The sequence below is a fragment of the Fictibacillus sp. S7 genome (genome assembly GCF_004127935.1).
GTDB lineage: Bacteria > Bacillota > Bacilli > Bacillales > Fictibacillaceae > Fictibacillus_C > Fictibacillus_C enclensis.
The window spans coordinates 3,644,144-3,668,723 of record NZ_QJKL01000001.1; the positions used below are offsets into that span (position 1 = coordinate 3,644,144).

Here is a 24,580-nt window from a genome sequence, read left to right on the forward strand (position 1 = left end):
GTCAGTCTCCTTGAAAGTGGTTTGGATTAGGATGAAAAAGCCAGGGTTTTTACCGAGACGGAAATAGCTTCTCCTGCGACTGGCAATCCTAAATCGATAAAGTCTCCATGTGTAAAATCAATCTGATCCAGACAAATGATATCGAGCGCTTTGCTCTGTTTGGCGAGGGCCTGCCCCAACGCTTTTGCGATATCCTGTTCACATAGGACGACAAGGCACTTTGCTTCCTTAAAACAAGCGGTAAATTCAGCAAGGATAACTTTTGTCAACTGCTGAAGCATTGTATAGCTGCAGTATGGAAAGTGAGATAACGCCAGAGCAACCGGAGGATCATCCTCGCTAAAAAGGGTGGAAGCCTGTGTTAATGCCTGTTGAACCCGTTCTTGAAACCGCTCGGGCTCCCACTCGTCTTCCAGTTGCACCGGTACGTTCACGATCGGAACGTTTTTTAGCGGAAGCCGGTCGGACTTGATATAGACGGTTGATCCGCTCACTTCTGTATTTTGCATACCGGCACCAATGACGGTTGCACGTGAGGTTTCCGTCGCCTGTGACACACCCAGAGCTTGAAAATGATAGGCGAGAAGCGGGCCGATATCTCCGTGCACGGTCACTTCCTCTAACGTTTCCGGCTTTTTCCCTTTCGTCATGGCTCCCACGCCGCCTGACACGAGCAGGATATCGGGCTGGATCGCGGACCTCGTATGAGGGGACACGAGCAGGGAAGAGGCTTTCCTGCTTCCTTTGACGTAATTGACCGTTTCTTCCGCCATCAGCTGGCAGATGGAAGAGAGTTGTTCGAAGCTCGCCTTTTCTCCTTTCCTCAAATGATTCGAACTATTTTCTAAAAATTCAGTCAAATAGGAAGAGACGTAGGTCACTTGGCCGTCCTTATCCAGACGAATCTGTCTTCCGCCCACATGAAGGGTGAACGTCTCAATGACTTTTCCGTCCTGACATAAAGCAATGTTGGCTGTGCCGCCACCCACATCGATATTTGCGATTATTTCGCCGGTTTGAGTGGAGCGTTCGATGGCTCCTGATCCTTTGGCGGCCAGCACGCCTTCCAAATCGGCTCCTGCTGTCGCGACCACAAAGTTTCCGGCATGCTCCGCCAGGTAATGAACGATTTTCTCCGCATTTTGCTTGCGGGCACTTTCGCCTGTAATGATAACCGCTCCCGCATGGACTTGCTCCAGGGTGACCCCGGCTTGTTTGTACTCCTTCTGTAGCAACTGCGTTAATTGCTCTACATCAATTTCAACTTCGTTTACCATAGGGGTGGTATAGATGGAACTGGCATACGTCACCCGGCGGTCGATAATTTGACAGCCTGGCAGCGTGAACTGATCGTGTGATTGTGCAATCAACAGCTCACTGATTATCAGTTTGGTTGTGCTTGTTCCAATATCTAATCCTATGCTTGTCATCCATTGCCGGGTCATATCACCAATTTTTCATCTCCTTTTGAATATGTTGACTATCATAGTACAGATTTCCGACATCTTTCACTAACTGTGTCACAAAATCTAACAAACTTTCATGTGAAAAAGGTTACAAAAGTTAAAATAGTGACAGATTTGACGAGATGTAACCGCTTTCTAGCAGTCTAACATGTTTTAGCAAGGGAACGAAACAGGTAGTAAAGCCTATATCCGTTTGGGATGATACTCCCAGACTTATTGCGTTAAAAGGTATCCTGCCATTCATGTTGAAAGTAAAGAGTAGAGGTGAGGGAAATGGTCAAAGCAGTTAAGTTCGCCTCCTAAAATCGCAAAATTACATTTTAGGAGGCAAATCAAATGGCATTTCATATCAATGATCGGAGAAATTGGGATCGAGCTCCCTATTATGAACATTATTTAAGCCAAAAGTGCAGCTATAGCGTAACGGCGAATATTGTTATTACGAAGTTGATAGAAAGGCTTCAGACCAAAAAACTCAAGTTTTACCCTGCATTTATTTACATGGTCAGTAAGGTAGTGAATGCACATACCGAATTTCGAACGTGCTTCAACAACGGTGTATTGGGCTATTGGGATCACATGCTGCCGAGTTATACGATCTTCCACAACGATACCAAAACCTTCTCCAGCATATGGACAGAGTTTTCGCCGGATTTTTCTGTATTTCATCATAACTTTAATGAAGATATGAAGCGATATGGCGATGTCCATGGCTTTTTCACGAAAAGCCATGAAGCTCCAAACACCTTTCCGATCTCCATGGTACCGTGGGTCAGTTTTACAGGATTCAACTTGAATATTAATGAAGACAACAACTATTTATTGCCCATCCTAACAGGCGGAAAGTATTTTAACCAGGACGGTAAAACACTTTTTCCATTAGCCGTACAAATGCATCATGCGGTCTGCGACGGCTATCATGTGAGTTTGTTTATTAATGAGGTTCAGGAGCTGGCTGATCGATGTGAGGAATGGATCTTTTAAAAATAAAAGGTAGAGGGGATGTATATGAGATTATCAACTTTAGTAATAGACGGGGAAGAGAAGGCTGCTGTTATAACAAACAATGGAGCCATCTCAATAGAAACGATCAATCAACAGTTTCAACAACGATTTGAAACTAGGATTTTTGAAATCATTCAGTCTAACCGGCTCACCCAACTAACAGATTGGTATGACGCAAAGGACAGTGAAGAGCTCGAGCAGGTGTGTGAAGTGATTCCGAGAGAGCAACTAAGATATGCACCTCTATATAAACATCCAGGAAAGATATGGGGGATTGGTTTAAACTATGTGGAACATGCATCAGACCTTAGTGAAAAGGCGCCGAATAGTGAACCAGCCAGCTTCATGAAGCCTGATACCACCATTATTGGATATAATGATACGATTCAGGTTCCTTTACAATCGGAAAGAACAACAGCAGAGGCGGAGCTTGGAATCATTATTGGACAGGAATGCAAAGATATTTCTGAGGAAGATGCTCAGTCGGTTGTAGCGGGTTATACGACGATTATTGATATGACGGCAGAAGATATTCTTCAGAGAAATCCCCGGTATCTAACACGATCAAAAAGTTTCGATACATTCTTTAGCTTTGGTCCGGAGCTCGTAACTCCTGATGAAGTTGAAGATGTCCATAAATTGAACGTCTCGACGATTATAAATGGTAAAGTGCATCGGAAAAATGTGGTGGCCAACATGACTTTCCGGCCTTGGGACCTTGTATCCTTTCATTCAAAAGTGATGACATTGCTGCCAGGAGACATTATTTCAACAGGGACACCAGGTGCAGTGGTTATTAGGGACGGGGATATCGTAGAATGCCAGATTGATGGCTTTACACCATTGATAAATAAAGTTGAGGACCTAAAGGTAACGAAAGCAAAAAATCAAGCTGATAAAGCAGTGACGCAAAACTAATAAAAAATAAAGTGCCATCCAAGTGATGGCATTTTATTCTTAGCAGACTTCTTTCTTTTGGTGAAAGGATTTAAACGCTTGTTTAAAAACTAGAAGATGAAATCACTGAAAAATAATTAATCTAGGATAAATGTTGAAAAATCTAGTTATTCTTAAGGGTGGATGAATTGTGCTCGATGTAATGAAGATAAAAAATGAAATTAGTAAAGTGATTATAGGAAAAGATAACATCGTAGAATTGATGCTGATTTCTATTATGAATAAAGGACATATTCTATTAGAAGATGTGCCGGGTACGGGTAAAACCATGCTGGCAAAAAGTATGGCCAGAGTCATTGGAGGCGATTTTAAACGGATCCAGTTTACTCCCGACCTTCTTCCCAGCGATGTCATTGGAATCCAATTTTTTGACCCAAAGGAAAGAACCTTTCAATTGAGACTTGGTCCGGTTGTAACCAATGTGCTGCTTGCGGATGAAATCAACCGGGCCAATCCGAGGACTCAATCCAGTTTGCTGGAGGTAATGGAGGAGAAACAGGTTACGATTGATGGGGAAACGGTCAAATTACCCTCTCCTTTTATTGTGATTGCTACCCAAAATCCTATAGAGTCCTCAGGAACCTTTCCACTTCCGGAAGCTCAGTTGGATCGCTTCTTTATGCAAATTCAAGTGGGATATCCCACCCGGCAGGAAGAAAAGCGAATCATGAATGTACATAGAGGAAATGAGCCATTACATACCATTGAGACTCTGCTGACGCTGGAGGAGATTAAACGCTGCCAGGAGGAAGTTCAAAACGTCCTGGTTTCGGAAAGTATTGAGGACTACATTTTAGATATCGTTCAACACTCGCGTGAATCTCAATATGTTGAGGTAGGAATTAGTCCAAGGGGGACGTTGGCATTGATGAGAGCCTGTCAGGGCAAAGCTTACCTGCAAGGGAGAGAGTATGTGATTCCGGAGGATGTTAAAAATATAGCTCCCCATGTAATTCCTCACCGCCTCGTCTTATCGGTTGAGGGAGCTATGAGAAAGACAAAGAGACAAATCGTCACCGATATCCTCAATGAAGTTCATGTTCCTGTTGAAAGCGGATCACCTCAATGAGGTGGAGAATAAGAATTGTAAGCTCTAAGCTGTTAGGAGGCATTCCTATTATTGTTACAATTTTTGTTTTATTGAGCTTTTATACAGATTCCGTCCTGATATTTTTTGCAGGAATGGTTTTAATTTCTCTTTATTTTTTTGCAAAGTATTATACAAAGCACGTTCCAACTGCACTCGTATTAGAGAATAACAAACACACAATCCGGCTTTTTCCTGATGAACAAGACAGCTTTTCTTTTTTACTGCGAAATACAGGGACCATCCCTATCCATCATGCAAAGCTGGATTACTTTTTCAATGATGTGATCAGGCTATGGGACGAAAATCACAATACTCCTCAAATCCATTTGCTGCCCAATCAAGCGGCAGAAATCACGGTTCCGTTCACCTCAATGAAACGCGGGGTTTCCCGAATAAAAGATATCACCGTTCAAATGAAAGATCTCGTAGGTTTAAATACGATCCATCTTACGTTTGATACTATTTATCATACAGAAGTCGTCGTTTATCCAAACCCCACAAAAATAGTAGGGATCGAACACATCGAAAAGATGACCTTGGGTGAATATCCTTTATCTTCATCGCTTTTCGAAGATACAAGTCAACCGTTTGGATCAAGAGATTACGTTTCGGGAGATTCCTTCAATCGAATTCATTGGAAGCTCTCCTCCAAGATGGATGTATTGCAAACGAAAGTCTTTGAAAAAACAACAATGGTAAGCTGGTCCTTTATTTTAAATTTAGGGGAAATCAAGACAACGCTGAGCAAACAAAGCATAGAACAGAACATCAGCTATTTAGCCTATTTGTGCCAGTATGCCACTTCAAAAAATATCCCGTATGAGATGTTCATTAACGTACAAATTCCAGGTAAGCATTCCGCCTTTCACCTGGATGTCAGTAAGGGGAAAGAGCATTTAGGGCGGACGATGGAAATCCTTGCAAGACTAGATCATTCATCGATAAAAGTACCAAACAAGCGATTCCTTTTGTCGATCGACGCGCGCTTGGCCCCTTCCACCACCTTATTTTATTTTGGTGAGAAAGACCAGCTCTCAGAACGGCATTTCGTCAACTGGAGAAAGAACGGAAGCAGGATTTATTTAGCCGAAAAGCAAGATATAGAAGATGGCGCATATTTAAGGTCATGGAGGAGAGCGAATGAAAACGACATGGTCGCTGGCAGGTAGGTTTTATTTTTATTATTTATATGATGCCTTTTTAGTGTTCACCTTGTTATCGCTATTTTATCTGCATCATGATGAGTTTGCGCCGCTTTTAACGTTTCTTGGCATATATGCTGCCGGCGCGGTACCTTTATTGATGGTCCTGACCAAAGCAAAGAAAAAACTAACTTATGGTCACATTATCCTGACTTCGCTGTTTGGCATCGCTTTGTCGCATTTTTTAGGCATACATTTGCTGCTTTCCATCTTGCTGGGTTCCGTGATCAATTGGCGGGTGTATGAGAATTATGGGAAGAGATCAAAGGAAGAAGCGGAGGCCATTCTTTTTATTACCATGATTCTCTGTTTTTCCTTGTATGTATTAAATCCGATGTTCGCTAAAAAAGAATGGTTGATCGGAATTATTCTTTTTCAGTTGTTTTACTTTCTTTTATTTAAAGTCCCTTTAGCTGCAGCAAAGTCCCTAAAAGCTAAAAAGGTGATCGTTTTCTTGATGATAGGACTGGCTGGTTTGCTTCTTTTCAACTATATCAAGTTTACTTTTCTTTATCTTTTAAGCCTTGGTGCAAAGCTTCTTGCTTTTCTTGTGGGGCCGGTCTTCTATTATATTTTTAGAAAGCTATCAGCAGATGATCAATTAATGAACGATTTCGATGCTGCCTGGAAAAAAGCAAATCCAAATCAACCCTCTGAAATTCAAGTGATGATTCAACAAAACGGCAATCATGAATGGATTCTTATTGCCTTAATCGTATTCGTCATTGCAGCTGTTTGCCTCTATTTATTCCGAAGAAAAATAAGGAGGCCAGGGGGGAATGGAGAGGATAACTCTGTTTTCCGCAGCATCCTAAGCCCTCAACCTGTCTATAATCATTCTTATTTGCGAAATTCTCGTCCGTCTGACCCGGCACGCAAGTTGCTTTACCAACTGGATCAAACCCTTTTTAAATATGGGTTGGGAAGGAAGCGGGAGGAAACGGTTGAAGACTGGTTTGGTCGAATGGATTATAAGTCGGAAATGAAAAGAGAGATTGCGGATTTATACAGAAAGGTACGATATGGTGAGCATCCACTTACAAAACAGGAACTGGACGTATATAAAAGAAATATCTCAGAGTTGAAAAAGGAAATAAAAAGAGCTTCAAAAGAGAAGTAATGCTAAAAGCAATGCAATTTCTGATGGGAAATGGCACTGCTTTTAAACGATTGTTTAAACTGTCTTTATTCCCTTTTGCGAAAAAAACGACAAAGCTCTTCATATGTTTCATTTGGCGCTTCTTCCGCAAGATAGTGCCCGCAGTCGAGATCCCTGCCTTCGACGTGGGTCGCCCAGTCCTGCCAAACGTCAAGCACATTATACCAGCGTGGGAGCATTCCTTTTTTGCCCCAGAGCACAAGAGTAGGGCATTGGATTTTTTTATTTCCCCGGTCTGCTTCATCAAGCTCATAATCAATCGAGGCACCTGCCCTGTAATCCTCGCACATCGCATGGATGGTTCCTGGCTCGTTGATCCACCGCATATAATCCCGAAGTGCTGCCCGGTCAAACAGATCCTTTTTGCCGTTGAAGTAAAAGTGTTCTGGGTTTTCACTAATCATTTTTTCTGGAAGGTCGTAAGGCTGGGCCAGAAAGAACCAATGAAAGTAGCCCATGCCAAAGTCCATCGTCGTCCTGCGGAAAGCTTCTCCGGTTGGTACGATGTCGAGGACTGCCAGCCTTGTCACCTTTTCGGGTTCGTCAAGGGCTAACCGGTAGGCGACCCTGCCGCCCCGGTCGTGGCCCGCTACGGCAAATTGGTTATAGCCAAGCTGATTCATGAGCGATACCATATCCTTTGCCATGGCCTGCTTGGAATAAGGATAGTGGTTCTCATCCGTTTGTGGCTTCGAGCTTCCGCCGTATCCTCTTAAATCAGGAGCGATCACCGTAAAGTGTTCGGCCAAAGGGGGTGCTGTTTTATGCCACATGACATGAGTCTGGGGATGGCCATGAAGCAGCAGCAGCGGTGGTCCCTCTCCGCCAATGCGGACACGCAGTGTGGCTTCATTGGTTTGTATTTGTTTTAATGCGAAATGTTCAAACAACGCAATCTCCTCCTTGCATTCCTATTACCCTGTTGAAATGGACGGATAAACTGCAGTTTCTGTTGGGAAAACGCGTTGCTTTTATACGCTCGTTTACCTATTATTCTTCTTCATCACCACTAGAAATAACGTTACCTTTTGCATCATAAACGGTCACCTTCACCGGCAACTTTACTTCATCTTTTTGAAAAGTCGCATACCACACCCACAGGTTATCCCGGACGAAAAAGCGGTTTGGCTGTACATGGCCTTCACTGTTAATGACGATGGTCTTAGCCTCGTCCTCGGCAAACCCGTATATGATGGATAAATTCTTTTGGACCTTATTTTTCACCTGCCAGATAATCGGGCCTCTGTCGCCACGCTCCTCGTTAAATTCTTGGAAATTCAGCATCGGGTAAATGAACTTTTTAAATTCGGTATACGCATTATTGGTCAACGCGGGAGTAATCCCTGTACTGCTTTCCGCAAAAACCAGATGTGAATCAGCATCAAACAAACGAATGCCTTTGCAGTCACCATCCTGTTCAGCCACTCTTTGGCAGACCTGTTCTTCGAGGGATGTGGAAGGAATGTCAGGAGGAGCGGGGCTGGCCGGACTCGATGGCCGTGAAACAAAAAAGTAAATCACCACAATGACCCCTATACAGAGTACAGCTAATACCCATTTTTTACTCATCTTCAAAAGCCCCCGTTTCAACTTCATTTTAAAGATATTCCTTTTCTGTGAGGTTTTTCCTTTTAGTTAACATCATATGTTGTCTTCGAAATTGAGGAAATAGGTCTTAGGCAATATATGGATTAGACGAACCAGAGATGCGATTTTATAATAGAGGAAGAAAACGTTTACAGAAGATAAATCCTTAAAAACAGGCGAGGGGAGGTGTACACGATGGCAGAGTATGTATCTAAGGCAAATCGTGAAGACAAAGGAATGATTTTTATATTTTCGAAAAGAAACCAACAATTTGTCTATTCGTATTCTCATGGGGCTTTGCTGGACCAAATCCATGGGGGCCAGGAGATTACCGGAAAAACCGTTTTTGACATGTATAAGGATGCTCCAGATCTGGCTTATATTATCCATGAATATTATAAAATGGCGTGGAATGGAGAGTATGTGGAATACGAAATTCACTATCGGGACAAAGAGTACCTCACCAGTCTCCGGCCTGTGGCCCATCAAGGAACAGTATCACAAGTGGTGGGGATATGTACGGACATCACACTGCAAAAAGAGCAGGAAAGAAAGTTGGCCCATGCGATGGCGCGATCCGACTTTCTATCAAAAATGAGCCATGAGCTCCGGACGCCACTGAATGGCATACTGGGATTTGCTCAGCTTTTGGAATTGGAAGAGGACTTAACGGACACCCAGTATGATTTTGTACAGGAAATACTAAATGGCGGAAGGCACCTGCTGGAGTTGGTTAATGAAGTACTGGATCTATCACGCATCGAAACTGGCAACTTGAAGATAGCCATTACTGAAGTTGAGCTTCTAACGGTTCTCCAGGAATGCGTTAAGATTGTTAAACCGATGGCTAAGAAGAAGAATATTACGATCGATGTACAGCGTGATCATTCCAATGCGACGATGCGGGTGCTGGCGGATCCTGTACGCCTGAAGCAGATCTTCCTTAACCTGTTGAATAATGCGATCAAATATAACCGGGAATTTGGAAAGGTGTATCTCTACTGTCACCAGGAAGGCGATAATCAGGTGATCCAGGTGGAGGATACAGGAGTCGGTTTCTCAGCCTCCGAGTATAATAAAGTGTTTGTTCCTTTTTATCGAATTGAAGGTTCAAAGGAGGAGGGGACGGGGATTGGACTCTCGCTGGTCAAACAGCTTGTCAATCTGATGGATGGAAAGATTTCTGTGACGAGCACGAAAGGAAAAGGAAGCAATTTCAAGGTCACTCTGCCCGTCCCTCCTAACCTAAAGACAGGAGTCAGGTGGGGAGAAAACGTGGAACCCGACGGCACGAATATGGAGAAAACTGACGTTTACCGGTTGCTCTATATTGAAGACAATGAATCTAATATTCATCTTGTCCAAAAAATTCTTAACCCACAGCCTGCGTATAATCTTCTTGTTGCCCGGACGGCGAAAGAAGGGCTGTCCCTGCTGGCACAGGAAAAAGTAGACCTGATTTTACTGGATATTAACCTTCCTGACATGGATGGCTATGAAATGATCGACATCATCAGAGCCTCAGACGCGGCCAAGGATGCAGCGGTCATTGCTGTTAGCTCCATGGCAGCTTCCGGAAACATACAGCAGGCGCTTGACAGGGGATTCGATCATTATGTCACGAAGCCGATCAATGTAAAGGGATTTCTGAATGTAATCAATGATGTGCTGAACAATACCATTCACCAAAATATACCGGATGCGAGAATTTACAGCACAGGCCCGCATGGTGAGCAAGCCGTATCGGCAAAAACGCTGCAGCTCTCCCTGGAGGACCTGAAGAAAATCAATGAGAAAAAGTATCGGGCTGCCATTTCCATGCATTATGCCGGGAATGATTGGGCAAGAACTCAGGTGGAAGGATTAACCGTAACATTTGAACGAATGGGAATTGAGGTCATTGCCGTTACCAATGCAGAATTTAACTGGGAAAAGCAAGTGGCTGATATTGATGAAATCGTTGCCAAACAACCGGATATCCTTGTATGTATTCCTGTCGATTCGATCAAGACGGCAAAAGCTTACCAAAAGGCGGCACAGTCCGGCATCAAGCTGATTTTTATGGAAAACACACCGGAAGGACTGAAGCATGGCGAGGATTATGTCAGCATCGTCTCCGCCGACCACTATGGAAACGGTGAGGAGTCCGCCCATATCATGGGTGAGCAGCTGAAAGGCAGGGGCTCAATTGGAGTCATTTACTATGAAGGCGATTTCTTTTCCACTCGGCAGCGGACCACAGCCTTTGAAAAAACAATCAAGGAACACTATCCCGGCATCCGGATTGTCGAACGTGTGGGAATCAAAGGTCCGGACGGCGGAGAAGAAGCCACTACCGGTCTGTTGGACAGGCATCCCGATCTGAATGGCTTGTTTGTCGTATGGGACATACCAGCTGAAGGGGCGATGACCGCGGCCCGCAAGGCAGGAAGAGACGATTTGGTCATCACAACGACAGATCTTGGTATCCATGTTGCTCTGGACATGGCTCGTGACGGACTGATTAAAGGATTGGGCGCCCAACTTCCGTATCAACAGGGAGTGGCCGAAGCCATTTTGGCAGGTTACGCCCTTCTTGGCCGACAGGCACCGCCTTATGTCGCGGTGCCGGCATTAAAGGTGACCCAAAGGAACATGCTTGAGGCCTGGAAGCTCGTGTATAACATGGAGGTACCGGAAAGGATCCAAAATGCACTGCAGGAAAAAGGGAGATGATGAGATGAAAGTGCTGATTGCTGAGGATGATGCTTCTTCAAGAAAACTGCTTAAACTGTTTATCGACAGTCTGCCTGATTACCATATTGCAGGAGAAGCAAAAAACGGGGAGGAATTAATTCAATATGCCGCCAGTGAAAAGCCGGATATTGCATTGGTGGACATCGGCATGCCTTTGTTAAATGGAATGGAAGCTGTCAAGGCGTGCAAGGAATTCCAGCCGTCCATGCAGGTGATTTTTATTACGGGACACGACGATTACGCTCTTGAGGCATTCGAAGTGAAGGCGGTGGACTATATTATGAAACCGATCGAACGGAACCGCCTGTACGGAGCTTTGGATAGGGCAGCACAGGTGATTTATTCACAGGGTGAGAGAGTGCAGCCCGCTAAAAAGGACCTGAAGATCAAGCAGCAGAGAAACATCATTTTTATCCCGTTGGACGACATTTTGTTTATTGAACGGATGGACCGCAAGTCTGTCATTCATACGCAAAACAAATCCTATGAGACGAACGAACCGCTGGCCAGTTTGGAAGTGGCTCTGGATTCGAGGTTCCAGGCATCACACCGGTCATATATCATCAACGCGGAGCATCTCGTGCGGATTGAAGCAGCCGGACAAATGTACAAAGCCTATTTTAAGGACTACGGTGAAACCGCAAAGATTTCCAAGCATAAAGTCGACGAACTGCAGCGGTATAAGGCGTTATAAGATCACTTAAAATAGGTTGAACACGGAAATACAATCGGAAATCGAGAACTTACTGGCCAAAATTTGAGATTTACTGTCCAAAACAACGATTCTTCTGTCCAACCGTTCATTATAGAAAGGGCTGTCCTGAAAGTCAGAAATTGACCTTCAGGCAGTTCTTTTTTGCGTAAAAAGCTTCCATGAAAAGTTGATTGAAGTGGAAGGCTCGAGATCCTCGAAAATGAAAATCACATTTTCTTCGTGCGATGCACCGCTGCCGCAGCGTTCCTTGTCCTGTGGGACTAGCGTGACAGGTGAGACTAAGGAGGTGCTAGCACCGGTACCGCAGGCGTATGCGCCAAAAGGTAGGCGTTCACGCCGGTAAGGCTCACCGCACGCCCCACGGAAAGCGAGCTCCCTGGAACGAAAATCAACGGCTTCCAGACTTCTTGGACAGCTCCTTTTTTATTTTTTTAAATTTGTGGTTTTTTTGTTTCGCGGGATTAATTAGACGTTCGAATATTAAAACACCTGGTCCGAATGGAAGAAAAAGCGGTTTGAAAGCGGTTAGACAACCGAAATGTATGCGATTACAATGCCGTTATAGATAGTCTGACGAAACACAAAAACAGAAGAGAGAGTCTAGATATGGCAGGGATAAGAGATGTAGCTGAGCAGGCAAATGTATCGATTGCTACGGTGTCCAGGGTGCTGAGCAAACCGGAAACAGTAGCAGAAGAGACGATGAAAAAGGTCATGAAAGTGATTGAGCTATTAAACTACCAGCCCAATGCAGCAGCCCGCCAGTTGAGGCTGTCGGAAACGACCACGATATTGGTTGTAGTCCCGGATATAACGAATACCTTTTTTTCAAAGGTGTTGAGAGGCATAGAATCGGTCGCCATCGAGAATGGATACCAGGTTCTTCTTGGCGACTCGGCCAACAATGCGGAGCGGGGTAAAGGATACCTGAATATCCTCCGCCAAAAAAAAGCTGCCGGGATGATCCTGCTGACGGCTGGGATTGAGGCGAAGATCGTTGAGAAAATTGCCCTGGAGTATCCTGTGGTTCTAGCCTGCGAGTACTTAGAAGGTGTCAACGTACCCACCGTATCCATCGATAATGTAAGCAGTGCACGCAAAGCGACTGAGTACCTGATCCATCTGGGTCATAAGAAAATCGGGCTCATTTCAGGCCCGATGAACAGTGTGCTTGGGCGCGACCGGCTAAAGGGCTTCTACCAGGCAATGGCCCAGTACAACGTAAAGGTTGAACCTGAACTGGTTCAGGAAGGGGATTTTTCCTACGAAACCGGCTTTAACATGATGCTGAAGCTGCTGGCGTACAGCCAAACTCCAACCGCGGTATTTGCAGCGAATGACGAGATGGCCTTCGGTGCCATTAACGCGGCCGAACAGAAGGGATTATCGGTCCCAAGGGATATTTCAATTATAGGGTTCGATGACATACAGTTTTCAGCCATTTTTAAACCCGCACTGACTACTGTAGCTCAGCCGGCATTCCAAATCGGAACGAAAGCGATGGATCTGCTGCTAAGGCTGATGACAAAACAGAGGTTCAGCAAAACCAAAACCCAGTACATTTTGGAAAACCAAATCATCACCCGGGATTCATGCCAAAAGCTAAGCACCATCAGTAAACGCCAGATGTAAACGTTTACGAATCAGCTCCCAAATGAATAGGCAAAGAAGAGCCAAAAATTTTTGAAACGACTGTAAACGTTTACAGTGGAGTGGACCGATAAATGCTGAAAAAACCTGGGAAAAGAATGTAAACGTTACTAAACATCCTTAAGGAGGTGGTGTTGGCGGTATTCTGCTTCCCAATCATGAATCTTAAAAACCATCAATTAAGGGGGAAAAACAATGAAACTCGGATATCAAACAAATACATGGGGCGGAGTCGTCGGCCATCCGGCAGGAGTTACGTCCATAAAAGATTTATTCTATCTGGCCAATGGATCAACAGAGGAAGCGTTACAGGACATTAAGGATGCAGGTTTTAAAGGGTTTGAACTCTTTGATGGAAACCTGATGGAATACAAGGATCAAAAGGAAGCGTTCAAGGAATTGATCAAGCGGCATTCCCTGGAGTTTGTCGGGGTATACGCAGGCGCTAACTTTATCTACCCGGATATTTGGACTGAAGAGCTGCTCCGGCTGGAGGAAGCAGCATCACTCGCTTCAGAGCTGGGGGCACGGCATTTCGTTGTTGGCGGGGGAGCCGTCCGGGCGAACGGAATATTGGACAGCGACTACCGTCAACTGGGGGAGGCACTAAACCAGGTTGCAGCGCTTGCGGAAAAATACGGCCTCATCCCGAGCTACCATCCTCATTTGGGAACGATTGTTCAATCACCGGATCAACTGGACAAGCTAATGCCGCTGACGACCATCAATCTTTGCCCTGATACCGCCCATATAGAAGCAGGCGGAGGGGACCCGGTTGAAGTGATCAAAAAATACATCAACCGCATCAAATATATTCATTTGAAAGATTACCGCGATGGCGCGTTTGTCCCTCTTGGTGAAGGAGTACAAAAGTTTGACCAAATGATTCGCCTTCTGGATGACGCGGGCTATGATGACTGGATCATTATTGAACTGGATCAATATGAGGATCCGAAAAAAGGAGCAACGATCAGCCGCGAGTATTTGACTCAATTTGAAAAAGTTAATAGATAGGGAGGTTAGGTCCATGAAAAAGATAGGTTCTGTTGTAACGGCTGCCGCCCTGGCCGGCATGCTGGTGCTTACCGGCTGTGGGAAGCAAGATGCAAATTCGAGTGCCAATGGAAAAAGTGAAACCAGTGATCTGAAGACACAGGAATCACCGAAATCGGGTCCGATTACGATCAACCCGAAGATTGAAGACAAAGAGATTTTAGGAAAGGGTCCATATGGCGAAAAGGCGGTTTCCGCCAAAACATTGAAGCTGACAGAGGCCGAGATTGCCAAGATCAAAAAAGGCAACTATAAAGCGGCCATTGTCATGCATTACACAGGAAACGACTACTCCACCGCGCAAATCCGGGCGCTTAAAGCGACCTTTAAACGGATGGGCGTGAAGGTTATCGCGGTAACCGATGCTCAATTTAAAGCGGAAAAGCAGGTATCGGACATCGAGACGGTCCTGGCAAAAAAGCCTGATATTATCGTGAGTGTTCCGGTTGACCGCGTTTCGACCGCCGGAGCCTTCAAAAAAGCGGCGGATGCTGGTGTAAAGGTCGTGTTTGTGGATGGCGTTGCGAATGACCTGAAACCTGGAAAAGACTATGTCAGCGTCGTGTCGGGTGACAATTCCGGAAACGGTGCAGCCGCAGCAGAGGTTATGGGCGAGAAGCTGGGCGGAAAAGGAAAAATCGGCGTAATCTATCATGATGCTGATTTCTTTGTCACCAAGCAGCGGTCCGATGAGTTTGAAAAAACGATCAAGGAAAAATACCCAAAGATCAAAATTGTAGCCAGAGCCGGTATATCAGGACCGAATGATGGCGAAAAGGTAGCTTCAGGAATGCTTACCAAATACCGTGACCTTGATGGACTGTTTGTCATCTGGGACGTGCCGGCCGAAGGGGCATTGGCTGCTGCACGGACGGCAGGCAAGGATAATCTCGTCGTTACAACGACCGACCTTGGAACGAATGTGGGCTTGGAAATTGCCTCCGGAGGTATCGTGAAAGGCCTTGGGGCCCAGCTGCCTTACGACCAGGGAGTAACGGAAGCGATGCTGGCGGGCTATGCGATGATTGGAAAGAAAGCACCAACTTATGTGGCGGCACCGGCTGTAAAGGTAACTAAGGATAATGTATTGGAATCCTGGAGACTGGTGTACGGGGCGGACGCTCCAGATGTTATCAAGGATGCTGCAAAATAAAAAACACAGGAGGAATGATTGAAATGAAACAATTAAACGTAGGAATGATTGGCGGAGGATTTATGGGAAAAGCACATGCACTGGCGTATGCAGGCATGCCGATGTTCTTTTGGCCAGCACCGGCGGTTCCCCACCGCCACACCATTGTTGATGTGACTGAGGAGCTGGCAAAGAACGCAGCGATGAAGCTGGGCTTCGACCACTATGAAACGGATTGGAGAAAAGTAGTGAACGACCCGGAAATCGATGTAATCGATATTGTCACGCCCAACCATACCCATGCCGAAATCGCGATCGCAGCGGCCAAGGCTGGTAAGCACATCATTTGTGAAAAGCCGTTGGCGCTCGGCGCCGAGCAAGCAAAAGAAATGCTGGATGCTGTAAATGAAGCCGGTGTGAAACACATGGTTGCTTTTAACTACCGAAGAACTCCTGCTGTCGCATTGGCGAAAAAATATATTGAAGAAGGGCGAATCGGCAAGATTTTAAGCTTCCGTGGTACGTATCTGCAAGACTGGTCAGCTGACCCTGAATCCCCGCTTTCATGGCGCTTTCAGAAAAAGATTGCCGGATCTGGTGCGTTGGGTGATATCGGGACACACGTTGTTGATTTTGCGCGTTACCTTGTCGGCGAAATTACAGATGTGAATGCTGTAACGAAAACATGGATTCCTGAACGACCGGTTCAAACCGGAGGTACAGACAGTCTCGGGAACGTAAAAGGTGGCGCGGACGTTCCAAAGAGCCCTGTGGATGTAGACGATGAATTTATTACGATGGTGAAATTCGACCAGGGCGCGATTGGAACCATTGAAGCGACCAGAAATGCCTGGGGACGAAACAATTACCTAACGTTTGAAATCCATGGCGAAAAAGGTTCTCTCGCCTTCAATTACGAACGCCGTGATGAACTGCAAGTATGCTTCTCGGATGATCCGGGAGACGCAAAAGGGTTCCGTACCGTTTACACAGGGCCTAACCACCCGTATGGCGAAGGATTATGGCCAATACCGGCACTGGGTATCGGCTACGGGGAAACCAAGATCATTGAAACCTATGACTTTTTCAAATCAATCACAGAGGATACTGTCGTTTCACCAAACTTCCATGACGGCTACAAAATCGAAGCCATTGCTGACGCGATTCTTCAATCGGCAGAAAACAGCCAATGGGTGACGGTGGCAAAGGAACTCTCCGAAGTGAAATAAACTGAAGTGAAATTCGATAAGGGCTGCCTCTATAACGCAGTCCTTATTAGCTAAGAGGGTGAGTGCGTGGAACAGCCATTGCTTATGATGGAGAATATTTCAAAGTCCTTTAACGGAATCACTGTTTTGGATTCCGTGAGTTTTTCAGTAAAGAAAGGTGAAGTGCATGCGCTGATGGGAGGAAACGGCGCAGGCAAATCGACCTTGATGAAAATATTAACCGGTGTTTATTCAGCTGACCAGGGCGATATTTTTATCGATGGCAAGAAAGTAGAGATCCATAATACCGATGACGCCCGAAACAACTACATCTCCATGATCTTTCAGGAATTCAGCCTGATTCCTTCATTGACGGTCGCGCAGAATATTTTTCTGACGCGGGAATCAAAAACTTCCTTAGGGCTTCTTAATGATAAACAATGCATCGAGGAAACAGAAAAGCTTCTCGAGGAGTTGGACGTGGACATCCACCCCAATGATATAGTTGGTAATCTTGGCGTCGGATACTGGCAGATGACAGAAATTGCGAAAGCTCTGTCACAGGAAACCAAAATTCTTGTGATGGATGAACCGACATCCTCTCTGACCCAAAAAGAAACAGAAATCCTGTTTTCCTTTATTCAAAGGCTGAAAAACAAGGGATATGCAATCATTTACATCTCTCACCGGATGGAGGAAATTTTTGAAATATGTGACCGGATTACCGTGCTGCGGGACGGGAAGTTTGTTGCCACTGAGGAATGCAGGAACACGGATCTGGACACCGTGATCCAGCACATTGTCGGAAGGGATTCCAACAAGGCCTTTGAATGGAAGGAACGGCCGTATTCAACCGATGTCACTCCTGTCCTGGAAGTCAAAAACCTGCAAGCCGGTTCAAAAGTAAAAGATGTGAGCTTCAAGGTATTTCCGGGAGAGATTCTTGGTATTGCGGGATTGATGGGCAGTGGCAGATCAGAGACGGCGAGGGCCATTTTCGGAATCGATGCGAAAGAAGGCGGAGAGATCCTCATTAACGGGGAACAGAAAACAATCAAAACGGCTCCCGATGCGATTGATGCCGGATTGGCCCTCATTCCAGAAGACCGCCGCATGCAGGGGTTAATTCTTGAGCACAGCGTCAAAGAAAATATTATCCTGCCCATTTTATCAAAATTAAAAAAGGGGCCGGTTCTTGATGAGGCAAAAGCGAACGAAATGGCCAGCCATTTTGTCGAGAAGCTGAGGATTAAGACCGACGATATTTTTAAGACGTCCCGTTTACTGTCGGGTGGAAACCAGCAAAAAATCGTCCTTGCCAAATGGCTGGCAAACAATCCCGAGATTTTGATTTTGGACGAGCCTACGATCGGGGTGGATATCGGTGCAAAGACCGAAATCATTGATGTGATCCGCGAGCTTGCTGACAGCGGTAAAGCAATCGTGGTTATATCGTCAGAATTCCCCGAACTTATGGCGCTTAGCGACCGGGTCATCGCCATGCACAATGGCCAGGTCGTGAAGGAATTAAGAAGAACAGAAATCCATTCAGAGGAGGAGCTTCAGCATGCCATCCAAGGAAATTAATGCTCCGGGCCAGGTTGCCTTTGGCAAAAGCAAACCCCGGCCGGTTCAAAAGTTAGATTGGAGAAACTATATTGTTTATTTTGCATTCATCGGGGTCCTGATTTATTTTTCCATTTCCCTGTTCGATGACGGCTTCGTCTCAACGGATAATCTGTTGAATATCGCCAGACAAACAGCCATGATCTCGATCATGGGTGTGGCGATGACCTTTGTCATCAGTACCGGAGAAATCGACCTTTCTGTAGGATCAACCACCGCACTTGCTTCTTTAACTGCGGCGCTTGCCATCCAGTCCGGATTTGGAATGCTTGGCGGACTTGTGGCAGGCCTTGGTACAGGGCTTATCGTAGGACTGATTAATGGCTTATTAATCACCAGGTTTGTCATTCCTTCGTTTCTGGTGACTCTCGGGATGATGGGGATCGTTAAAGGGATGGCCATGTGGATTACCGATACGGCTCCAGTGCCCATCATCAACTCTGCCTTTAACTTTCTGTTTGGTTCGGGAGATATTGGTTCCGTTCCCATTCTATTAGTTTGGACATTGCTTGCAACTGTTGCCGCTCATATTATTCTGAGAAAAACCTCCTTCGGCCGGCAGACACTCGCCACCGGCGGAAATGAAAGCGCTGCAAGATTTTCCGGGGTTAAAACCCATCGCATTAAATTGATGGTCTTTCTGGGAACAGGATTGGCAGCAGGGTTTGCCGGAATTCTCTACGCCGGTCGCATGCATGCAGGACGCTATACGTTCGGTGATGGTGATGAACTATCGGTTATTGCCGCGGTTATCCTTGGCGGGACGAGTCTTTTCGGCGGGGTCGGTACGGTGATCGGGACATTGATTGGATCCTTGATGATCGGAACCATTAACAACGGATTGATCATCATGGGTCTGGATGTCAGCCAGCAAATGATGATTAAGGGACTCATTATCATCCTGGCTGTAGCCTTTGGAAAGAAAGCGATGAAAAATTAACAAGAAGCGCAAAGGAGCATCAAGAGTGGAAAAGATAAAGGTTGGCATCATAGGAACAGGCTTTATTGGGCCCACCCACATTGAAGCCATCAGACGTCTTGGCTTTGTTGAGGTGTATGCCCTGGCTGAAAGCAGCCAGGATTCGGCTGAAGAAAAAGCGGCGAAGCTTGGCATTCCAAATGCTTACGGCGATTATCGTGAAATGCTGAAAAACAAGGAAATCCAGGTGGTCCATAACTGCACACCGAATCATCTGCATTTCGAGATCAACCGCGACATCATTTTGGCTGGAAAGCACGTATTGTCAGAAAAGCCGTTGGCCATGTCCAGCAGGGAATCGGAAGAGCTGCTGGCATTGGCCACGGAGAAGAAGGTTGTTCACGGTGTCAACTTCAATTACCGTCAATTTCCGGTTTTAAAACAGCTCGAAACGATGGTCCAGAACGATGAAATCGGAAAGGTGAACCTGGTGCACGGGAGCTATTTGCAGGACTGGCTTCTGTTCGATACGGACTATAATTGGCGATTGGCACCTGGTACAGGGGGAAGATCCAGAGCGGTAGCCGATATTGGATCCCATTGGTGTGACACGGTTCAATATGTGACCGGGAAAAAAATTGTGGAAGTATTTGCGGACTTGGCCACGGTCATTCCAGTAAGGAAAAAACCGGTGGTGAATGTCTCAACATTCGGCGGCCAGCAAACAGAAGATGAAAGTTACGAGAATGTACCTATTCATACGGAAGATTATGCTTCGGTCCTTGTCCGGTTTAATGATGGAACGAAAGGCGTATTCACTGTTTCACAGGTCAGCGCAGGACGGAAGAACCGGTTAAGCTTCGAACTGAACGGCAGTAAGTGTTCCGCCTATTGGAATCAGGAGGAGCCGGAGAAGCTGTGGATTGGGCATCGTAATCGTGCCAATGAGGTCCTTTTGGCGGATCCTGCCCTCTTCTCGGCGGATGCCAAGTCATATATCCACCATCCGGGCGGACATAACGAAGGGTGGCCCGATGCATTGAAAAATATGATGCTGAACTTTTACACGTCTATCCGTGATGGACAAACATCCGGAGCTGAGATCAATTTTGCCACATTTGAGGATGGCCACCGGTCGATGTGCATAACTGAAGCCATTTTGGAAAGCCATGAGCATCAAAAGTGGGTGAAGGTTGGAGCCGGTCAGGAGGTCTTTTCGTGAAAATTGGTGTGTTTACCGTCCTCTACCAGAATCTCTCGTTTGAAGAAATGCTGACCAAGCTTTCGGAAGCAGGCGTTGATGCAGTTGAGTTAGGCACTGGCAATTTTCCAGGAAACAGCCACTGCGATACGGATGAGCTCCTGGATGCTCCTGATAAGCTGAGAGCTTTCCAACGGGCACTGGAAACGAGAGGGATGACAATCAGCGGATTAAGCTGCCATGGCAATCCGCTGCATCCCAACCCTCATACGGCAAAAGAGGCGCATGATGTCTGGCGAAAAACCGTGTTGCTCGCTGAAAAGCTGGAGGTCCCTGTGATCAACGGCTTTTCAGGCTGTCCGGGAGATCATCTGAACGCCAAGTATCCGAATTGGGTAACTTGTTCCTGGCCGCCTGAGTACAAGGAAATGCTTGATTGGCAATGGAACGAGGTCGTCATTCCCTACTGGAAGGAAGAAGCAGCCTTCGCTCGGCTTCACGGAATGGAACGAATCGCCCTGGAGATGCACCCGGGATTTGTGGTGTACAATCCGGAAACGCTCCTCAAGCTGAGAGAGCATGCGGGTCCGGTGATCGGTGCTAACTTTGACCCAAGCCATCTCATCTGGCAGGGCATTGATCCTGTTGAAGCAATCAAAAAACTTGGCCGTGAAGATGCCATCCATCATGTCCATGCGAAAGACGTGTACCTTGATCAGGCCAATATCAAGGTCAACGGTGTCCTGGATACAAAGCATTACAGTGAAATATTGGATCGTTCATGGACATTCCGGTCCGTCGGATACGGTCATGACGAAAAAATGTGGAAGGATATCATCAGTACACTTCGTGCGGTCGGGTATGACTATGTCATTTCTATTGAACATGAAGATATGCTGGCTTCCACTGATGAAGGATTAGGCAAAGCCGTTTCTTTACTTAAACGAAGCGTATTCAAAGACAAAGCGGCCGAATTATGGTGGGCATAAACAGAAATTCACTGAAAGTGCAGGAGGGACAACGTATGACGATGCAAGCTGCCTTTTTTCCAGGTAACAAGAAAGTAGAAATACGTGAAGTGGAGATTCCGGTTCCCGGCCCGGGTGAAGTGCTGATCAAAATGAAGGCTTCGGCCATTTGCCGGAGCGATATGAGCTTGTACTATGGCAGCTCCGTTTTCTCTGGCGATTCCACATGTGGCTGTCATGTTCCGGGCCATGAACCAGCAGGGGTCATTGAAAAGGCAGGGGAGGGAGTTTCCCAGTTTCAAGCCGGTGACCGTGTCGCAGTTTATCTGGCGGTCGGCTGCGGGGAATGCCCTTCCTGCAGGAGCGGCTACAAGATGTTTTGTGAGGAATTTAAATGCATTGGGTTTGACGCACATGGCGGGGATGCAGACTACATGGTGGCTCCGGCTGAAAACTGCATGAGGCTGCCGGATGAAATGGACTTTATTACAGCCGCTGTTTCAACGGATGCAGTTGGAACCTTGTACCACGCCCAAAAACGATTATCCGTATCGGGAAGAGATACGGTTGTGATCTTCGGCATGGGTCCCATGGGAGGAGCCGGGGTGATGATCGCAAAAGCACTCGGCGCGCGAGTGATTGCGGTCGATATGATCCACGAGCGGCTGGAGGTCGCCAAAGAGCTGGGAGCAGACTATGTCATCAACGGTGGCGAAGCTGATGTGCTGAATGAGATTGCCCGCATCACCCATGGCGCGGGAGCAGACGCGGCGATCGACTGTTCAGGAAGTCCATATGCCGAAAACAATGCGCTGGACTGTGTCAGAGCCCACGGCAGAGTCGCCTTTATAGGAGAAAGCAGGGAAACAACGATCAAACCGAGTGACCAGCTCATCCGCAAGCAGATTACGTTAATTGGCTCATGGTACTTTCCCATCCATGAGTATGACGAAATCGCAGATTTTATCATCAAAAAAGAATTGCCTGTCGAAAAGCTGGTGACCCACACATTTAAACTCGAAGAAGCGGAACGTGCCTTCCAACTCTTTGATGAACGGAAGACAGAAAAGGCGGTCTTTGTTTGGGAATGACCCATTTTAAGAGAGAGGAGATGCAGAAGTGAAAGGAATATCTTTTAATACATGGGTGTACAGCAGTTTTCCAGTTTGGGTACCTTCCTATCCGTTGGATGAGGTCATCAGCAGGCTGTCTTCCTTTGGCTATGATGCGATCGAAATCGGGTGTGCGAGCCCTCATGCCTGGCCTGATTATTTATCAGGCGACAGAAGGCAGGAGGTGCTCAAGCTTCTAAAGCAAAAGAATTTGAAGGTATCGGCAATGCTTCCTGCACCAGGGGGCGGTCCCGGCATGAATGTCAGTTCTCCGCTTGCCGAAGAACGGGAATTCACGATTAATCATTACAAAAAGATTGTGCAGCTGGCTCATGAATGGGAGTGTCCGACTGTCATCTATGTTGCGGGCTGGGTGGTTCATGGAACCTCGCAAAAGGACGCCTGGAATTACAGCCTGGAAGGATTGGGAGAAGTGGCGAAATTTTCGGAGGATCTTGGCATAACACTGGTGGTCGAACCTACTCCCGCGGACAGCAATCTTATTGAAACAGCGGATGATGCTCTGCTGTTAAGCGAGCAGACAGGCGCCTCTAATGTAAAAGTCATGTTTGATACCTTCCATGCTCTCTATCGAAACGAAGTGCCCAGTGACTATATCTACCGGATGGCCGATCAGCTGCACCATGTTCACATTTCGGATAATGACCGCCTTCCTCCCGGACAGGGCAGAGGGGACTTTGATGCCGTAATAAAGGCTTTGAAGGATATTAAATATGACGGCTACTTGTCCATGGAGGTTGGGTTTCATACCAGACAGTCGGAACCAGACTGGTACGCCAAAACGTCGATTGAGTTTTTGAAATCGAAGCTGCAGGATGAACGAAAGATTGTGAGTTTATAAAAGTTAAAGGGGAGAGATCGAAATGGCGCAAAAAATTAAAGACCATAACGGTGAACACGTTATCCATGGCCGTGAAACAGTAAATGGTGTTCGACTTCACTACTATACAGCTGGACGAGGGGAACCGGTTGTCCTCTTGCATGGTGTTCCCAAGACGTCGTATTACTGGCGCAATGTGGTGCCGAAGCTATCCGGGAACTATACGGTTGTCGTACCTGACCTTCGCGGGTTCGGGGATTCGGGCCGTACGCTCGATGGCTATGATATGCCCAATATGGCCGAGGATATTGCTCAGCTTATGACGGCGTTGGGCCACGAAACGTTCTATCTTGTAGGTGAGGATTGGGGAGCGGCAGTTGCTTATGCGTTGACGGCGAAATATCCTGAACGAGTAAAAAAACTAGTGTATCAGGAAATGCTTCTTCCCGGGTTCGGTCTTGAAGAGTGGTCCCATTTAACACTTGAGAATGTAAAAACAAATCATTGGATTTGGCATATCAATTTTTACAATGTGCGTGATTTTCCTGAACTTTTAATTAGCGGTCGTGAAAAAGCCTATTTTTCTCACTTTATTAGACATGAATGTTATGACCCTACCGCGATCACTGAGGAAGCGATTGATGAGTATGTGCGTTGCTATTCTGCACCTGGCGGGCTCCGTTCCATGTTCGAAGTCTATCGTGCCACATTTCAGGATGCTGAATTTTTCCTGGAAGCATCGAAAACGAAGCTGCAAATGCCGGTGCTTGCCCTGGGCAGCAAATATTTTATAGCTGAAGAGTGTACAAGGGAAATGAACCTGGTTGCCGAACATGTAGAAGAAGTAATTTTGCCGTGGGGCCATCAGTTGGCCGAAGAATGTCCGGAAGAATTGAGTCGTGTATTGCTCGATTTTATAGGAAAATAAATAAGCTATAAATCTCTATTTGAAA

General features: G+C 46.2%; 21 protein-coding genes. 18 read left to right on the forward strand and 3 right to left on the reverse strand.

What is annotated here, in order from left to right; all coding sequences use genetic code 11:
• Positions 1–26 precede the first annotated feature (26 nt).
• The gene (locus DMO16_RS18760) at positions 27–1,430 is read right to left on the reverse strand and encodes an ethanolamine ammonia-lyase reactivating factor EutA (RefSeq protein ID WP_241840600.1); all 1,404 of its coding nucleotides are present in this window, start codon (positions 1,428–1,430) and stop codon (positions 27–29) included.
• A 372-nt stretch (positions 1,431–1,802) separates the two neighbouring features.
• On the opposite strand from DMO16_RS18760, the gene catA reads away from it, so the two are divergent.
• The 5 genes from catA (at position 1,803) to DMO16_RS18785 (ending at position 6,840) form a co-directional block, all read left to right on the forward strand.
• Positions 1,803–2,450, forward strand: a complete 648-nt coding sequence (gene catA, locus DMO16_RS18765) for a type A chloramphenicol O-acetyltransferase (protein ID WP_129479320.1) — start codon at positions 1,803–1,805, stop codon at positions 2,448–2,450.
• Positions 2,451–2,474: 24 nt separating this feature from the next.
• On the forward strand, positions 2,475–3,389 hold the full coding sequence (locus DMO16_RS18770) for a fumarylacetoacetate hydrolase family protein (RefSeq protein WP_129479322.1): 915 nt from the start codon (positions 2,475–2,477) through the stop codon (positions 3,387–3,389).
• 181 nt (positions 3,390–3,570) lie between these two features.
• A complete protein-coding gene (locus DMO16_RS18775; RefSeq protein ID WP_206738130.1) occupies positions 3,571–4,497 on the forward strand; it encodes an AAA family ATPase in 927 nt (308 codons plus the stop codon).
• A gap of 113 nt (positions 4,498–4,610) precedes the next feature.
• Positions 4,611–5,687 carry a DUF58 domain-containing protein gene (locus DMO16_RS18780; protein WP_164988961.1) on the forward strand — a complete coding sequence of 359 codons (1,077 nt, stop codon included), beginning with the start codon at positions 4,611–4,613 and terminating at the stop codon, positions 5,685–5,687.
• Positions 5,659–6,840: a DUF4129 domain-containing protein gene (locus DMO16_RS18785; protein WP_129479329.1), complete on the forward strand. Its 1,182-nt coding sequence runs from the start codon at positions 5,659–5,661 to the stop codon at positions 6,838–6,840. The genes DMO16_RS18780 and DMO16_RS18785 overlap by 29 nt, the downstream gene beginning before the upstream one ends.
• A gap of 65 nt (positions 6,841–6,905) precedes the next feature.
• Here DMO16_RS18785 and DMO16_RS18790 read toward each other — a convergent pair whose 3' ends face one another.
• Positions 6,906–7,769, reverse strand: a complete 864-nt coding sequence (locus tag DMO16_RS18790; protein WP_129479331.1) for an alpha/beta fold hydrolase — start codon at positions 7,767–7,769, stop codon at positions 6,906–6,908.
• 100 nt (positions 7,770–7,869) lie between these two features.
• On the reverse strand, positions 7,870–8,448 hold the full coding sequence (locus DMO16_RS18795) for a hypothetical protein (RefSeq protein WP_129479333.1): 579 nt from the start codon (positions 8,446–8,448) through the stop codon (positions 7,870–7,872).
• 213 nt (positions 8,449–8,661) lie between these two features.
• On the opposite strand from DMO16_RS18795, the gene DMO16_RS18800 reads away from it, so the two are divergent.
• From DMO16_RS18800 to DMO16_RS18860, 13 genes are all read left to right on the forward strand, one after another.
• Entirely contained in the window at positions 8,662–11,181 is a 2,520-nt protein-coding gene (locus tag DMO16_RS18800; RefSeq protein ID WP_129479335.1) for a substrate-binding domain-containing protein, read from the forward strand.
• A gap of 4 nt (positions 11,182–11,185) precedes the next feature.
• On the forward strand, positions 11,186–11,896 hold the full coding sequence (locus DMO16_RS18805) for a LytR/AlgR family response regulator transcription factor (RefSeq protein WP_129479337.1): 711 nt from the start codon (positions 11,186–11,188) through the stop codon (positions 11,894–11,896).
• 627 nt (positions 11,897–12,523) lie between these two features.
• Entirely contained in the window at positions 12,524–13,549 is a 1,026-nt protein-coding gene (locus DMO16_RS18810) for a LacI family DNA-binding transcriptional regulator (RefSeq protein ID WP_061974142.1), read from the forward strand.
• A 213-nt stretch (positions 13,550–13,762) separates the two neighbouring features.
• The gene (locus DMO16_RS18815) at positions 13,763–14,581 is read left to right on the forward strand and encodes a sugar phosphate isomerase/epimerase family protein (RefSeq protein ID WP_129479339.1); all 819 of its coding nucleotides are present in this window, start codon (positions 13,763–13,765) and stop codon (positions 14,579–14,581) included.
• Positions 14,582–14,594: 13 nt separating this feature from the next.
• On the forward strand, positions 14,595–15,773 hold the full coding sequence (locus DMO16_RS18820; protein ID WP_061974146.1) for a substrate-binding domain-containing protein: 1,179 nt from the start codon (positions 14,595–14,597) through the stop codon (positions 15,771–15,773).
• A 23-nt stretch (positions 15,774–15,796) separates the two neighbouring features.
• Positions 15,797–16,981, forward strand: coding sequence for a Gfo/Idh/MocA family protein (locus tag DMO16_RS18825; protein WP_061974148.1), 1,185 nt, complete (start codon positions 15,797–15,799; stop codon positions 16,979–16,981).
• A 66-nt stretch (positions 16,982–17,047) separates the two neighbouring features.
• Positions 17,048–18,547, forward strand: a complete 1,500-nt coding sequence (locus DMO16_RS18830; protein WP_205728275.1) for a sugar ABC transporter ATP-binding protein — start codon at positions 17,048–17,050, stop codon at positions 18,545–18,547.
• A complete protein-coding gene (locus DMO16_RS18835; protein ID WP_129479341.1) occupies positions 18,528–19,526 on the forward strand; it encodes an ABC transporter permease in 999 nt (332 codons plus the stop codon). The genes DMO16_RS18830 and DMO16_RS18835 overlap by 20 nt, the downstream gene beginning before the upstream one ends.
• 25 nt (positions 19,527–19,551) lie before the next feature.
• Positions 19,552–20,727, forward strand: a complete 1,176-nt coding sequence (locus DMO16_RS18840; RefSeq protein ID WP_129479343.1) for a Gfo/Idh/MocA family protein — start codon at positions 19,552–19,554, stop codon at positions 20,725–20,727.
• The gene (locus DMO16_RS18845; RefSeq protein ID WP_129479345.1) at positions 20,724–21,695 is read left to right on the forward strand and encodes a sugar phosphate isomerase/epimerase family protein; all 972 of its coding nucleotides are present in this window, start codon (positions 20,724–20,726) and stop codon (positions 21,693–21,695) included. The genes DMO16_RS18840 and DMO16_RS18845 overlap by 4 nt, the downstream gene beginning before the upstream one ends.
• A gap of 35 nt (positions 21,696–21,730) precedes the next feature.
• Positions 21,731–22,765, forward strand: coding sequence for a zinc-dependent alcohol dehydrogenase family protein (locus DMO16_RS18850; RefSeq protein WP_129479347.1), 1,035 nt, complete (start codon positions 21,731–21,733; stop codon positions 22,763–22,765).
• Between the two features lie 28 nt (positions 22,766–22,793).
• A complete protein-coding gene (locus tag DMO16_RS18855) occupies positions 22,794–23,648 on the forward strand; it encodes a sugar phosphate isomerase/epimerase family protein (protein ID WP_129479349.1) in 855 nt (284 codons plus the stop codon).
• Between the two features lie 22 nt (positions 23,649–23,670).
• Positions 23,671–24,555: an alpha/beta fold hydrolase gene (locus DMO16_RS18860; protein WP_129479351.1), complete on the forward strand. Its 885-nt coding sequence runs from the start codon at positions 23,671–23,673 to the stop codon at positions 24,553–24,555.
• Positions 24,556–24,580: the final 25 nt, after the last annotated feature.